Raw genomic sequence first — 13,910 nt, forward strand, 5'->3', positions numbered from 1 at the left:
CCACGTGTCGTGAACGGGCCAGAGCAACAACGTTGGCGCAACCACTCGGCCCGCTCATCCGACAAAGTCCGTTTCTTGTGCCCGCCAATCCGGCCTGGCGTAAGAGCGCCTGTCTCGGCCAGGCGCCGCTTCCATTTTGAAACACACGAAGGGCTGATCGATAGTGCGGCCGCAATAGAGCGTATCGTCTCGCCGGCCGTTAGCCGCGCCATTGCACGCTCTCGAAGATCTTCAGAATAAGGCTGTGTCATCGCCGCTGGCCTGCCTTCCCCAGCAGCAATGTTGAATCACATTCAAACTGATTTGCGAATCCCAGATTCCGCTAAATCACAGCATGCTCTAGAAAGCCGAGTGATGACGCCATGAAATTTCCTGATTTGATCGCAGCCGCTTTCTGTCGTGGAATGGATAGAGCTGCGATCTCGAAAGGACTGTCATGACCAGAGCCCTCTATTCCCTCTGCGGCGCCGACGAGCGGCGCTTCTTTTCGCCCCATTGCTGGAAGGCGGTGATGGCGCTGGCGCATAAGGGCCTCGATTTCGAGGAGATTCCGACGACCTATGCCCGCATCCGCGCGATCGGTGGCGGCGTCTCGTCGATCGTGCCGGTTCTCGACGACAATGGCCGGCTGGTCTCCGACAGTTTCGACATCGCCCTCTATCTGGAGGAGGCCTATCCCGAGCGGCCGTCACTGTTCAACGGCGAGGGCGGCAAGGCGTTGTCGCGGATGGTGGAAGGCTATTCGCAGATGATCATCCATCCGGCGATCATGCGCATCGCCCTTCTCGACATCCATGCGAACCTCGACGAGGGAGACAAGGCCTATTTCCGCGAAAGCCGGGAGACTCGGCTCGGCAAGCCGTTGGAGGGGGTTGCCGCCGATAGCGAGGTGGAGAAGGCCGCCTTCGGTGCCAAGCTGGAGCCGCTTCGGCACATGCTGAAATTCCAACCCTTCATCGGCGGCCAGACACCGCTCTTTGCCGACTATATCGTCTTCGGCGCGCTGCAATGGCTGCGTGTCTCCGCCGGTCTCGCCATGCTAGCCGCTGACGATCCCGTCATGGCCTGGTTCGAACGCTGCCTCGATCTCCACCAAAGCCGCGGCAGGACTGTGACAGCGGCGTGAAATTGCCGCCGACCTCTTGTTTTCGGGCGTTGGGGCGGGTAAAGACCGCCCACTTTTCCCGAGAAAACAGAGGATTTGACTATGGCGATTGAACGCACCTTCTCGATGATCAAGCCGGATGCAACCAAGCGCAACCTGACGGGCGCCATCACCAAGATGCTCGAAGATGCCGGCCTGCGTGTCGTCGCTTCCAAGCGCGTCTGGATGAGCCGTCGCGAAGCCGAAGGCTTCTACGCCGTTCACAAGGACCGCCCCTTCTTCGGCGAGCTGGTCGAAGGCATGACCTCCGGCCCGACCATCGTCCAGGTGCTGGAAGGCGAAGGCGCGATCCTCAAGAACCGCGAGATCATGGGCGCCACCAACCCGGCAAACGCTGACGAAGGCACGATCCGCAAGGTTCATGCTCTGTCGATCGGCGAAAATTCCGTTCACGGCTCGGATGCTCCGGAAACGGCTGCCCAGGAAATCAAGTACTGGTTCTCCGATACCGAAATCGTCGGCTGAGGCATTCGCCGGCAATGCCTTGAATTGACTCTCGAAAGCCGGGGCCACGCCCCGGCTTTTTCTATGCATTTCTCTATGCCGGGCATTTGTCGGTATTCGAGAAATCGACGCTGCCGTCAGGCTTGAAGACCTCCGGGTTCTTGTCATAAAGCGCGCCGAGGACGAGCGGTTTGCTCGGCAGGACGGTCTGGTCTAGGTCGGACCGGAACTGCGTCTTCAATTCCTGCAGCACCTTGCCATCCTTGTCGACCAGCCGGACACTCACGGAATAGGGGCGGTCCTTGCGCACACAGTGCAGTTTTTCGCTCTGCAGCGCGATCTTGTCGTCGATCGGGTAGATCTTCTGGTTCAGCACCAGCGGATCGCCCCCCTGCGGATTTTCGAATTCGGCGATGATGACCGAACCATCGGGGATAGGCCCGGTCTTCTTCAGCGTCAGCAGATAGGTGGCGCTCGCCACCCGATAGTTGAAGACGAAGAGATGGCCGGTGACCTCGACCAGGTTTTCAGCCTGGCGCTGGCAGGCGGAAAGCAGAAGGGCGGCCGCCGCCGCCATCACGATCCAATAGTTTCTCATGGCGTCTCCTCCTTCTTGAGGCGATAGTGACGGTTCGCCTTGGTGCGGTTGCCGCACACCGCCATGTCGCACCAGGCCCGGCTCCTGTTCTTGCTGCGGTCGATGAACAGCCAGCCGCAATTGCCGCAGATCTTCATGCGTTCCGGATCGGGCATGGCGATCAGCCGCAGTGCCGAATGGGCGGTCGCCGCGGCCAGGCTGCCGGGGCTTGCGTCGCGCAACGCCTTCGCCAGCGCTTGCAGCAGCCTGGCCAGCAATTGGTCGTCGCCGCCATTCAGTATACGCTTGCGGAAATAGAGGTCGATCGCTTCCCGCAGTGCGATGAAATCCGCTTCGTTTTCCGCCGCCACCGGCGCGATATCGCCGAAGAGGGCGCGCTCGGCGCAGAATTCGGCGGCGGCGCGTGGAAAGCTCTGCATTTGATCCCTGACCGCGAAGCGGTCGATCCGCCGCGTTGCATCGTGGCGCAGAACGACGCTGTTGACGACATCGAGCGCCAGCGCGCCGCCGGCAAAGCGGTGAGGGGTCCAGGAAAAGCTCATGATGAAATTATAACTGGTGAAATAGGTTTTACTAGTTATAATTTTGATGACGCGGAGTGTTCGGAATGGCCTATCTTCTGCAGCAGCTGGCGAATGCGGTTCCGCTTGCCGCCCTCTATGCCGCGCTTGCCTTCGGTTATGCCGTCGCCTTCGGCGTGACGAAGCGGGCCGACATCACCTATGGGGCGATCTTTGCCTTTGCGGGCCAGATCCTGCTGCTCTTCACCGAACTCGCCTATGTCAGGTTTTGGCTGGTGCTGCCGGCCGCCCTTGCCGTCGGCGCCTGTGCTTCCATCGTCTATTCGCTGGCGGCGGGCCTATGGATCGGCCGCTCGATCATGCTGCCGCTGGTCAACAAATCGCCGAATACGGTCATCGTCGCTGCCCTCGGCATCATGATCGTACTGATGGAGACCGCCCGGCTTGCCGCCAATACCCGCTCTATCTGGCTGCCGCCGTTCCTGAACGACACAGTCGTCTTCTGGAGCGACGGGCTGTTCAAAGTGACGCTCACCCATATCCAGCTGATCAACACGGTACTGATGTCTGCCATTGTCGCTGTGGGCACGCTGATCCTCAGACGCACGGCCTGGGGCCGCGTCTGGCGCGCCGTTACCGATGACCCGCTGGCGGCCGAACTCTGTGGCACGAGCGCCGATCGCGTCTTTCTCGTCGCCTATGCGGCAGCCGCCCTCGTCGCCACGATCTGCGGCATCCTCGCCACCTTCTATTACGGCTCGATGGATTTCGGCGCCGGCCTGATGTTCGGACTGAAGGTGCTGTTGATCGCAGCCGTCGGCGGCTACTCCGATCCGCTGCGCTCGGCAGGCGGCGCTGCCGGGCTTGCCGTCGTCGAAACCATGTGGGGCGCCTATGGCCCCTTCGTCTGGCGGGATCTGGTCATCTTTTCGCTGCTCGTCCTGCTCTTGGTGATGAGCCGCCGGGAGCGTGTTATTCTCTAACTTATTTCCACTTGTCGCGCGCCGCGTCGTCGGCGTCTTTCGCTGAGACCCAATCGCCGCTGGCGCCATCCCTGGCGTGCTCCTTCTTCCAGAAGGGGGCCGCAGTCTTCAGGAAATCCATGACAAAATTGGCGCCGTCGAACGCCGCCTGCCGGTGCGGTGCGGCTGCGACGACGAGCACGATATTCTCGCCGGCTGCGATCTTTCCGTAGCGGTGGATGGCGGTGAGGCCGAGAAGTCCGAAACGCGCGATGGCAAGATCGCCGATGCGCAGCATCTCCGCTTCGGCCATGCCGGGATAATGTTCGAGTTCGAGGGCCGCCAGCGTGCCGCCTTCATCGCGGCAGAGGCCGGAAAAGGTGACAACGGCGCCAATGCCGGATTTGCCCTTGGAGAGCAGATCGACCTCGGCCTGCAGGTCGAAGTCCTCATGCTGGACGCGGATGGTGGGGGTGGCGGTCACGACAGCCTCCCCCTTCTCCCCAGCGGGGAGAAGATGTCCGAAGGACAGATGAGGAGGGTGCGCGGCGAAAGCCGCGAACGCACTGAGCTCAAGCGAAGGGCAGTACCTGCGGCCGCGGCCCCCTCATCCGCCCTTCGGGCACCTTCTCCCCGAGGGGAGAAGGGAGGGGAATATGCCGCATCCGATCTCATCCCAGTCACCCACCCGTCATCGGCGGAAATATCCCGATCTCCCGGGCGCCGGATATCGGCTCGTCGTGCTCGACATGCTCCATGTCGAGCGCCACGCGGATCACGTCGGGATATTGAAGTGCGGTCTCATATTCTTCGCCCAGCGTCTTCAAATGATTCAGGAGATCGGCAACGGTGACGACGGAGGAGGGGAGGTCGATCTCCTCCTCGCCCTTGCCGATGCGCTCGCGCACCCAGGCGAAATAGACAAGCCGCGTCATTCCTCGTCATCCACGATATGTTTCACGCCGGCGCGGAAATAGTCGTAGCCGGTATAGATCGTCAGCAGCGCCGCGATCCACAGCAGTGCGATGCCCGTCTGTGTCGTATAGGGGAAAATCTCGTCGCCGGCCGGGCCGGCGAGCAGGAAGGCGATGGCGACGAGCTGCAGCGTCGTCTTCCACTTGGCGATCCGCGTCACCGGTACGCTGACCTTCAGCGCTGCCAGATATTCGCGCAAGCCCGAAACCAGGATCTCGCGGCAGAGAATGGTGATCGCCGCCCAGATCGACCAGCCGGCGATCGTCTGGTCGGCCGCGACCAGCAGAAGGATCGAAGCGACCAGCAGCTTGTCGGCGATCGGATCGAGCATGCGGCCGATATTCGACGTCTGGTTCCAGATGCGCGCGAGATAGCCGTCGAGGAAATCGGTGAGCGAGGCGATGACGAAGATCCACAGCGCCACCCAGCGCGCCGTGTTGCTGATCGACAGCCTGCCCTCGATGAAGAAGCAGAGAACGATCAGCGGTACGGCGAGGATACGACCGTAGGTCAGAAGATTGGGAATGCTGTACGCACGCGATGCCATGGGATCGTTTCTCTGAATTGATGCGCCGCTAAAGCGCCGCGCGTCTTTTCAGGCGCGCAAAGGACGCTGTAACACTTTAGAATATCCGCATCGAGCTTTCCGAAAGTCGATTCCGATTTTCGGGCCGATGCGGTAGATGACGGCTTTGGCCGCGGACCGTCAACATTCTTTCTGTCTTTTCACCGCCTTTGCGTGGAATTTGCGACGGACGCCGGTTATTTCGCGGCGTCGTCGTGGAAATGGTTATAGACCTGCTTGGCGACGGCTTCCGATATGCCTTCCACCGCCATCAGGTCGGACAGGGCGGCGCGCGAAACCGCCTTCGCCGTGCCGAAATGCTGGAGCAGTGCGCGTTTGCGCGATGGGCCGATGCCGCCGATCTCATCGAGCGGGTTCTTGATCATTTCCTTCTTGCGCCGCGCCCGGTGCGAGCCGATCGCGAAACGATGCGCCTCGTCGCGCATGCGCTGGACGAAGTAAAGCACCGGATCGCGCGGCGGCAGCGTGAAGCTCTCGCGGCCCGGCGGGAAGAAGCGCTCGCGCCCGGCCTCGCGGTCGACACCCTTGGCGATGCCGATCGCCATCACGCTGTCGGTGATGCCGAGTTCGGTAAGGATGGCGCGCACCGCCGTCATCTGCCCCTGGCCGCCGTCGATGAGGATCACATCGGGCCAGGTGGGGAAGGGCATGTCGGCAGCGTCGGGTGTGGCCGCCTGCGCCGTCCGGTCAGGAATGCCTTCCTCCTTGATCAGCCGCGAGAAACGCCGCGTCATCACCTCCTTCATCATGCCGAAGTCGTCGCCGGGCGTGATGTCGGTCGATTTGATGTTGAACTTGCGGTACTGGTTCTTGACGAAACCTTCCGGCCCCGCGACCACCATGCCGCCGACGGCATTGGTGCCCATGATATGCGAGTTGTCGTAGATCTCGATGCGCTGCGGTGCATAGGCAAGCCCGAACGTTTCCTTGAAACCTTCGAGCAGCCGCGACTGCGACGCCGTCTCGGCAAGCTTTCGCCCATGCGCCTCGCGTGCATTGCCGACGACATGGTCGACCAGATCCCGCTTCTCGCCGCGCTGCGGCACCAGGATGGAGACCTTGTGGCCGGCCTTTTCGCTGAGTGCTGCGGCAAGCAGCTCCAGCTCCTCGACTGTCTGCGACAGCATGATCTGCTTCGGCACGGGCTTGTCGTCGTAGAATTGCGCGAGGAAGGAATTCAGCACTTCGGCGCTCGAAAGCTGCGGATCGGCCTTCGGGAAATAGGCGCGGTTGCCCCAGTTCTGGCCGGTGCGGAAGAAGAACACCTGGATGCAGGAGATGCCACCCTCATGATGGATGGCGAAAACGTCAGCCTCCTCGACACCGGCCGGATTGATGCCCTGGTGGCTCTGCACGTGCGAAAGTGCGGCCAGCCGATCGCGATAGATTGCCGCCCGCTCGAAGTCGAGGTCCTCGGCCGCCTGGTTCATGGCCTCGGCCATATGCGACTTCACCTTCTGGCTCTTGCCGGACAGGAAGTCCTTCGCCTCCTGCACCAGTTCGCCGTAACCCTCGTCGCTGACCTCATGGGTGCACGGCCCGGAACAGCGCTTGATCTGGTAGAGCAGGCAGGGTCGCGTGCGCGTTTCGAAGACGCTGTCGGTGCAAGTGCGGATCAGGAAGGCGCGCTGCAGCGAGTTGATCGTGCGCCCGACCGCGCCGGCCGAAGCGAAGGGTCCGAAATAGTCGCCCTTTCGCGCTCTCGCACCGCGATGCTTGAAGATCGCCGGCGCCCGGTGGTCGCCGGTAATGAGGATATAGGGAAACGACTTGTCGTCGCGCAAAAGCACGTTAAAGCGCGGCCGCAAGCGCTTGATCAGATTCGCTTCCAGGAGCAGCGCTTCGGTTTCCGTGCGCGTCGTCACGAATTCCATGTTGGCCGTCTGGCGCACCATCTGGGCGATGCGGTTGGAATGCACGCGGCCGACGGCGTAATTGTTGACGCGCTTCTTCAGGCTGCGCGCCTTGCCGACATAGAGCACGTCACCCTCGGCGTTGAACATGCGGTAGACGCCGGGGCTGTTGGGCAGCCGCTTGACGAATTCGCCGATCAGTTCCGCGCCGACGAGCCCGGTTTCATTGAGGCTGCCTGCATTCCAGTCGACCGCAGCCGCAAGCGGGGCGGCGGCGGAAACGTCGCCTTCCACTTCGATATCGTCTTCGCTCTCATCCGTCTCGTCGTAGAGAACGCCGCCATCCGGCAGCTTTCGTCCGTTCATTCCGTAATCTCCGCCACATCGGGCGTCTGCCAGGCGAGGTGCTGGCCGCCGTCGAGGGCAATCATCTGGCCGGTGATCGAGGGCGTGTCGTAAAGGAAGCGAATCGTTTGTCCGAATTCCTCCAGCGCCGGCCCTCGCTGCAAGATAAGGGCTGAGACCTGCGCTTGGAAGTCCTCCATCGCCTGCCGCTCGCTCGGCATCGAGGGGCCGGGGCCGATGGCATTGACGCGGATGCGTGGCGCCAATGCCTGTGCAAGCGTCTGTGTCGCCGTCCACAGCGCGGATTTGGAGAGGGTATAGGAATAGAAGCTGGGCCTCAGCGCCCAGACCCGCTGGTCGATGATATTGACGATCAGCCCTGCCGCCTCAACGGGCATCTGCTGCGCGAAGGCCGCCGCAAGAATAGAGGGCGCACGGACATGCAGGTCGAAGTGCAAAGCCCAGGTGGCGGCATTGAAACTGCGCGCGGAATCATGCTGGAAGACCGACGCATTATTGACGAGCAGATCGAGTGGCCCGAGCGCTTCCGACGCCTTCGCGACCAAGGCACCCGTTTCGCCGATATCGGTGAGGTCGGCCTGTAGGGCGATCGCCCGATATCCCTTTCGCCGCAATTCCGCCACCAGCTCTTCGGCCTCACCGATGGAGCCGTTCGCGTGGATCGCAACGGAAAAGCCATTTGCAGCAAGGTCTTCGGCGATTGCCCGGCCTATTCTCTTAGCAGCCCCTGTTATAAGGGCCGAGCGAAGTCTTTTGTGGTTCAAAATCTTGCCTTCTGATCCCGCGAGTCTGTCTGCAGACTATATAGGGGCCGACGGAGATTATATAAATAGGCCGCTGCGGTTGCGTCCGAGAGCCGGATATTCTATGTATTATTTAAGAATGCGATTTCTTAAAATAAGTATTTTCAGTTTAACACTTCAGTATGGTTAATGAAGTGTATGTTGCGCCAAAGCAACATCGAATTTCAGCCATGCGGCAGCCACAATGATATCACAATTTGGCTCTTTCAAATCCGCATTTGAGTTCCAATTTCAGTCTCGATCCGGAAGGGACATCTGGCAATATCCCGCCAATGCTTCACTGATAGACAGTTGACAAGCGGCGCGGGACCGAAAGGAGACTAAGTATGCGTGTACTCATTGCTGGCCTCATGGCCTCCGTTTTTGCAATTGCGGGCGTCTCGGCAGCTCAGGCGGCCGATGCCGTCGACCAGGTTCCGGAAGCACCGGTCGCCCAGGACGCTCCGGTCAAGCCGGCAGGCAACTGGGAAGGCTTTTATCTCGGCGGCGCCGGCACCTACAACATGGGTGACTTCGGTTCCGACCGCCACACCTACGGTTTCGGCGGCCAGGTCTTCACCGGCTACAACTGGCAGCAGGGCCAGATCGTTTACGGCGTTGAATCCGATCTCGGCTACAGCGGCGACGACGTCTCCTCAGGCGGCGTCAAGAACAAGTATGGCTGGAACGGCTCTGTCCGTGGCCGCGTCGGCTACGACATGAACCCCTTCCTGCTCTACGGCACGGCCGGTCTTGCCATCGGCGACGTCAAGGTTTCCGACGACACCTCGGACGAAAGCAAGACGAACTTCGGCTATACGGTCGGCGCCGGCGTCGAAGCCTTCGTGACCAACAACATCACGACGCGCTTGGAATATCGCTACACCGACTACCAGAGCAAGGACTACGACCTCGACTCCGGCAGCTTCTCGCGCGGTTACGACGAGAACAGCGTCAAGCTCGGTATCGGCGTCAAGTTCTAAGCCGGACCATCCGTTCAAGCATGAAAAAGCCGGGCACGTCGCCCGGCTTTTTGCTGTCTGTTTGCTCTTCCCGCCGTTGAGCCCTGGGCTTTGAGCGCGCTCAGCCTTGGGACTTGAGTTCGCTATGGGCAGGGAATTTCTTGTCGAACTGCCGCAGCCAGTCGGTGAGCGGCGCATGATCGGCTTCCCACTGGTCCTTGAAGCGCAGCTCGAGATAATCGAGCGTCGCGGCCAGCGCGAAATGCCCGCCATTGAGCTTCTTGCCAAGCTTCGGTGGATTGGCGCCGAGATGAGCGAGCCCGCTCGTCGCCTTCTTCCATTGCCGGTCGATCCACGGCTGGTGAATTTTTTCCTCGTCGCGGAAGCGCCGCTCGTAGACGATCGCCAGCAGGCAGTCGCAGATGCCGTCGCAGAGCGCCTCGAGGATTTCCGCATCCGTGCGCTTGCCCTTCTTGGAAGGGTAGAGCCCGCCCTTCGTCAGCCGGTCGAAATAATGCATGATCGCCACGCTGTCGAATATCGAGACTCCGTCATCGGTCAGCAGCGTCGGGATCTTGCCGAGCGGATTGTTGTCCAGCAGGATCGCCGGTCCGGTATTGGTGTCGACCCGGATGGCGTTCAATTTCAGCGCCAGAAAATGCGCGGCCATCCGCACCTTGTTGGAATAGGGCGAGGCGGGCGAACAAAGGAGCTTCATGGGACACCTGATGAGATTGTGGAGTTGCGGCGCGGACTATCCCTGAAGCTAGCGCATAACTCCGAAAATCGGAATCGATTTTCGGAAAGGATTATGCGCAAATTCAAAGTGCTAGAGCGTCCTTAGCTCGTCCTATGGGGCGCGCGGCGCTCTACCCGGTCAATCGTCCTTGACTGCCTTGTTCTCTCCGCGCAGCCAGAAAGCGCGGTGCGAGGCGAAGCGGTCTTGCGCCAGATGGTCCTTCAATGCGGGCAGCAATTGGTGCAATTCGTCCTTCAGCGTGAAGGGCGGGTTGACGATGACGAGGCCTGAGCCCGTCAGACCGGTAATGCCGCGGTCGCTGCGAACGGCGAGTTCGGCGCAGAGCATTTTCGAAATGTCGAGCGCCTGCAGCGCCTCGTGGAATTCCTTGATCGGCGCGCCCTTTTTCAGCGGGTACCACAGGCAATAGGTGCCGCCGGGAAAGCGGCGGTAGGCTTTTTCCAGTCCTTCGGCCAGCCGCTGATATTCGTCCTCTTCCTCGAAGGGCGGATCGACGAGCACGATGCCGCGCTTCTCCTTCGGCGGCAGATGTGCGCCGAGCGCCAGCCAGCCGTCGAGCTCGGTGATGCGGGCGTGGTGATCGCCCTCGAACAGCCGGTGCAGCCTGACGTAGTCCTCGGGATGCAGTTCCATCGCCGACAGCCGGTCCTGCGGCCGGAACAGCATGCGCGCAAGTTTCGGCGAGCCGGGATAGAAGCGGATGCCGCCCTCAGGATTGAGTTCGCGGATTGCCGAGAGGTAGGGCTCCAGCAGTTCAGAAACCTGAGGGCCGAGCTCTGCCTCCATCAGCTTGCCGATGCCATCGAGCCATTCGCCGGTTTTCTGTGCTTCTTCGGAGGAGAGGTCGTAGAGCCCGATGCCGGCATGCGTGTCGAGCACCCGGAAGCCGCCATCCTTTTTCTGCATGTAGCGGATCAGCCGCGTCAGCACGACATGTTTCAGCACATCGGCAAAGTTGCCCGCGTGATAGATGTGGCGGTAGTTCATTTTTGCTGAATGTCCGTATGAATTCGCGTCATGGGGAATTTTTGTGGCTTTTGGCCGTGCAAGCCTTGGAATATACAAATGCCATGAACATTGCGACCCCCATCCACGCCAAATCATCGAAGCCGGAGAATAGGGTAGGCCACACCGCCTGTCCGCACGACTGTCCCTCCACCTGCGCGCTGGAGGTCGATATATCAGAGGATGGCCGCATAGGCCGTGTGCGCGGCGCCAATGACCATTCCTACACGTCGGGTGTCATCTGCGCCAAGGTCGCCCGTTATGCCGAGCGGCTCTACCATCCCGACCGCCTGATGCATCCGCTACGCTGCGCCGGCGCCAAGGGGGCAGGGCAGTGGCAGCAGATTTCCTGGGACGATGCGCTGGATGAGATCGCCGAAGCCTTTGTGAAGTCCGAGGCAAGGGACGGCAGCGAGGCGATCTGGCCCTATTTCTACGCTGGTACCATGGGCTGGGTGCAGCGCGATTCCATCGATCGCCTGCGTCATGCCAAGCGTTACTCCGGCTTCTTCTCCTCGATCTGCACCAACCCCGCCTGGACCGGCTTCACGATGGCGACCGGCACGCTGCGCGGTCCCGATCCGCGCGAGATGGGTCGCACCGATTGCGTCGTCATCTGGGGCACCAACGCGGTCTCGACGCAGGTCAACGTGATGACCCACGCCATCAAGTCGCGTAAGGAGCGCGGCGCGAAGATCGTCGTCATCGACATCTACGACAATCCGACGATGAAGCAGGCCGACATGGCGCTGATCGTCAGGCCAGGCACCGACGCCGCACTCGCCTGCGCCGTCATGCACATCGCCTTCCGCGACGGTTATGCCGATCGTGACTATATGGCGAGATATGCCGATGATCCCGCCGGTCTCGAAGCGCATCTGAAAACCAAGACGCCGCAATGGGCCGCTGCCATCACCGGCCTTTCGGTCGAAGAGATCGAAGCCTTCGCCAGCCTCGTCGGCACGACGAAGAAAACCTTCTTTCGCCTGGGCTACGGCTTCACCCGCCAGCGCAACGGCGCGGTCGCCATGCATGCGGCGGCCTCGATCGCCACCGTCCTCGGCTCCTGGCAATATGAGGGCGGCGGCGCCTTCCATTCGAACAGCGACATCTTCCGCTTGAACAATGCGGAACTGACCGGCCGGTCGATGAAGGACGCGGATGTCCGCATGCTCGATCAATCCCAGATCGGCCGCGTGCTGACCGGCGATCCGGTGGCGCTCCGCCATCGCGGCCCGGTGACGGCGATGCTGATCCAGAACACCAATCCCGCCAACATCGCGCCCGAGCAGCGCCTCGTCAGACGCGGCTTTGCCCGCAACGACCTCTTCGTCGCCGTCCACGAGCAGTTCATGACCGAGACGGCTGAGATCGCCGATATCGTCATCCCGGCGACGATGTTCGTCGAACATGACGATATCTATCGGGCCGGCGGCCAGAACCATATCCTGCTGGGGCCGAAGCTGGTCGAGCCGCCGTCAACCGTGCGCACCAATCTCTTCGTCATCGAGGAACTGGCAAAACGCCTCGGCGTCGCCGATCGCCCCGGCTTCGGCTTCACCGCCCGGGAGATGGTCGACCGCATCCTGGAATCGAGCGGCCTGCCGGATTACGACCATTTCCTCGAACACAAATGGTTCGATCGTCAGCCCGCTTTCGAGGAGGCGCATTATCTGAACGGCTTTGCCCATCCGGATGGCAAGTTTCATTTCCGCCCGGACTGGATCGATCAGCCGGCGCCGAACAAGCCCCCGGCTTCTATCGGCGCGCTCGGTCCGCACGCCGCGCTTCCGGCCTTCCCCGATCAGGTCGATGTCATCGAAGTCGCCGATTCCGAGCATCCCTTCCGGCTCGCCACCTCGCCGGCCCGCAACTTCCTGAATTCGAGCTTCTCCGAGACCAAGACCTCTCGCCAGAAGGAAGGTCGTCCTGAAGTGATGGTCAATCCGGCCGACGCCGAAGCCAACGGCATCGCCCATGGCGATCTCGTCCGAATCGGCAACAGCCGCGGCGATCTGCGCATCCACGCCCGCATCACCACCGAAGTCAAATCCGGCGTGCTGATCGCCGAAGGCCTCTGGCCGAACAAGGCGCATGTCGACGGCGAGGGCATCAACGTCTTGACCGGCGCCGACCCTGTCGCGCCCTATGGCGGGGCGGCCGTACACGACAACAAGGTCTGGTTTCGCAGGGACGCAGCATGATGCAGCCGAAATCACGGGTGAAGATCGTCAGCGAAGAAACGCTGTCGAATGGGTGGACGCGGTTGAGCAGCTACCTGCTCGACTATATCGACCGCAAGGGCGCAGCCCAGCGGTTGAAACGGGAGGTCTATCACCGCACACCAGCCGCCTGCATCCTGCTCTATGATCCGAGGCGCGACCTCGTCGTTCTCGTCCGCCAATTCCGCCTCGCCGTTCATCTCAACGGCGATCCCAGTTGGATAATCGAGGTGCCGGCCGGCCTTCTCGACGATGACCATCCCGAAGCGGCGATCCGTCGCGAGGCGATGGAGGAGACCGGCTATCGCCTGCGCGATGCGCGCTTCCTCTTCAAATCCTACACCTCACCGGGTGCCGTCACCGAAGTGGTCCACTTCTTCACAGCCGTCGTCGACATCGCAGACCGCGTGGCGGAAGGCGGCGGCCTGGATGAGGAGCACGAGGATATCGAGGTCCTCGAAATCCCGCTCGACGAGGCGGCGGCGATGATCGAAACCGGCGAGATCTTCGATGTCAAAACGATCGTGCTTCTTCAATGGGCCGCGTTGAACAGGGCAAGGCTGACGGCCTGATCGCGGTCATTGCGCGGGATCGAGGGACCGGTGAATCTGCGGGGCGAGCGCATCGGATCATTCCAAAGCGCAAGTTTCCGCTTTAAGATGATAAGGCGCGAAATTTCATACGACTGTCACGAAGCGGTTCTATCCGC

General features: G+C 61.3%; 16 protein-coding genes. 6 read left to right on the top strand and 10 right to left on the bottom strand.

All coding sequences use genetic code 11. From position 1 onward, the window contains the following. A partial coding sequence (locus C3Y91_RS26065; protein WP_343227746.1) for a helix-turn-helix domain-containing protein occupies positions 1–251 on the bottom strand: 251 nt, incomplete at its 3' end. A gap of 185 nt (positions 252–436) precedes the next feature. Here C3Y91_RS26065 and C3Y91_RS26070 point away from each other — a divergent pair. Together C3Y91_RS26070 and ndk are read left to right on the top strand one after the other, a co-directional pair. Further along, complete coding sequence (locus C3Y91_RS26070) at positions 437–1,126, top strand: glutathione S-transferase family protein (protein ID WP_168576012.1); 690 nt, start codon at positions 437–439, stop codon at positions 1,124–1,126. An 81-nt stretch (positions 1,127–1,207) separates the two neighbouring features. Then, the gene (gene ndk, locus C3Y91_RS26075; RefSeq protein ID WP_003547097.1) at positions 1,208–1,630 is read left to right on the top strand and encodes a nucleoside-diphosphate kinase; all 423 of its coding nucleotides are present in this window, start codon (positions 1,208–1,210) and stop codon (positions 1,628–1,630) included. 73 nt (positions 1,631–1,703) lie between these two features. Here the strand turns inward: ndk and C3Y91_RS26080 are convergent, their stop codons facing one another. Both C3Y91_RS26080 and C3Y91_RS26085 read right to left on the bottom strand, forming a co-directional pair. Further along, the gene (locus C3Y91_RS26080) at positions 1,704–2,207 is read right to left on the bottom strand and encodes a hypothetical protein (RefSeq protein WP_018070540.1); all 504 of its coding nucleotides are present in this window, start codon (positions 2,205–2,207) and stop codon (positions 1,704–1,706) included. Continuing rightward, on the bottom strand, positions 2,204–2,749 hold the full coding sequence (locus C3Y91_RS26085; protein ID WP_018070539.1) for a CGNR zinc finger domain-containing protein: 546 nt from the start codon (positions 2,747–2,749) through the stop codon (positions 2,204–2,206). Before C3Y91_RS26085 ends, C3Y91_RS26080 begins: the two co-directional genes overlap by 4 nt. A gap of 65 nt (positions 2,750–2,814) precedes the next feature. Between C3Y91_RS26085 and C3Y91_RS26090 the strand changes: the two genes are divergently transcribed. After that, a complete protein-coding gene (locus C3Y91_RS26090) occupies positions 2,815–3,711 on the top strand; it encodes a branched-chain amino acid ABC transporter permease (RefSeq protein WP_018070538.1) in 897 nt (298 codons plus the stop codon). Position 3,712: 1 nt separating this feature from the next. On the opposite strand, the gene C3Y91_RS26095 is transcribed toward C3Y91_RS26090, so the two are convergent. The 5 genes from C3Y91_RS26095 to C3Y91_RS26115 form a co-directional block, all read right to left on the bottom strand. Next, complete coding sequence (locus C3Y91_RS26095; protein WP_018070537.1) at positions 3,713–4,174, bottom strand: molybdenum cofactor biosynthesis protein MoaE; 462 nt, start codon at positions 4,172–4,174, stop codon at positions 3,713–3,715. A 196-nt stretch (positions 4,175–4,370) separates the two neighbouring features. After that, positions 4,371–4,625: a molybdopterin converting factor subunit 1 gene (moaD, locus tag C3Y91_RS26100; protein ID WP_017959832.1), complete on the bottom strand. Its 255-nt coding sequence runs from the start codon at positions 4,623–4,625 to the stop codon at positions 4,371–4,373. Further along, entirely contained in the window at positions 4,622–5,212 is a 591-nt protein-coding gene (gene pgsA / locus C3Y91_RS26105; RefSeq protein WP_003547103.1) for a CDP-diacylglycerol--glycerol-3-phosphate 3-phosphatidyltransferase, read from the bottom strand. The genes moaD and pgsA overlap by 4 nt, the downstream gene beginning before the upstream one ends. A 215-nt stretch (positions 5,213–5,427) precedes the next feature. Next, entirely contained in the window at positions 5,428–7,470 is a 2,043-nt protein-coding gene (gene uvrC, locus C3Y91_RS26110; protein ID WP_168576013.1) for an excinuclease ABC subunit UvrC, read from the bottom strand. Beyond that, positions 7,467–8,234, bottom strand: coding sequence for an SDR family oxidoreductase (locus C3Y91_RS26115; protein ID WP_018070535.1), 768 nt, complete (start codon positions 8,232–8,234; stop codon positions 7,467–7,469). Before C3Y91_RS26115 ends, uvrC begins: the two co-directional genes overlap by 4 nt. 365 nt (positions 8,235–8,599) lie before the next feature. Here C3Y91_RS26115 and C3Y91_RS26120 point away from each other — a divergent pair, with 365 nt between their 5' ends. After that, positions 8,600–9,235, top strand: a complete 636-nt coding sequence (locus C3Y91_RS26120) for an outer membrane protein (RefSeq protein ID WP_018070534.1) — start codon at positions 8,600–8,602, stop codon at positions 9,233–9,235. A 100-nt stretch (positions 9,236–9,335) separates the two neighbouring features. Here C3Y91_RS26120 and C3Y91_RS26125 read toward each other — a convergent pair whose 3' ends face one another. Further along, on the bottom strand, positions 9,336–9,932 hold the full coding sequence (locus tag C3Y91_RS26125; protein WP_018070533.1) for a glutathione S-transferase: 597 nt from the start codon (positions 9,930–9,932) through the stop codon (positions 9,336–9,338). A 159-nt stretch (positions 9,933–10,091) separates the two neighbouring features. Then, positions 10,092–10,961 carry a 23S rRNA (adenine(2030)-N(6))-methyltransferase RlmJ gene (locus C3Y91_RS26130; protein WP_024321183.1) on the bottom strand — a complete coding sequence of 290 codons (870 nt, stop codon included), beginning with the start codon at positions 10,959–10,961 and terminating at the stop codon, positions 10,092–10,094. Positions 10,962–10,978: 17 nt separating this feature from the next. Between C3Y91_RS26130 and C3Y91_RS26135 the strand changes: the two genes are divergently transcribed. Together C3Y91_RS26135 and C3Y91_RS26140 are read left to right on the top strand one after the other, a co-directional pair. Next, positions 10,979–13,183, top strand: a complete 2,205-nt coding sequence (locus C3Y91_RS26135) for a molybdopterin oxidoreductase family protein (protein ID WP_018070531.1) — start codon at positions 10,979–10,981, stop codon at positions 13,181–13,183. Then, on the top strand, positions 13,180–13,773 hold the full coding sequence (locus C3Y91_RS26140) for an NUDIX domain-containing protein (RefSeq protein ID WP_018070530.1): 594 nt from the start codon (positions 13,180–13,182) through the stop codon (positions 13,771–13,773). Before C3Y91_RS26135 ends, C3Y91_RS26140 begins: the two co-directional genes overlap by 4 nt. Positions 13,774–13,910: the final 137 nt, after the last annotated feature.

The sequence above is a fragment of the Rhizobium ruizarguesonis genome, assembly GCF_012349115.1.
Taxonomy (GTDB): Bacteria; Pseudomonadota; Alphaproteobacteria; order Rhizobiales; family Rhizobiaceae; genus Rhizobium; species Rhizobium ruizarguesonis.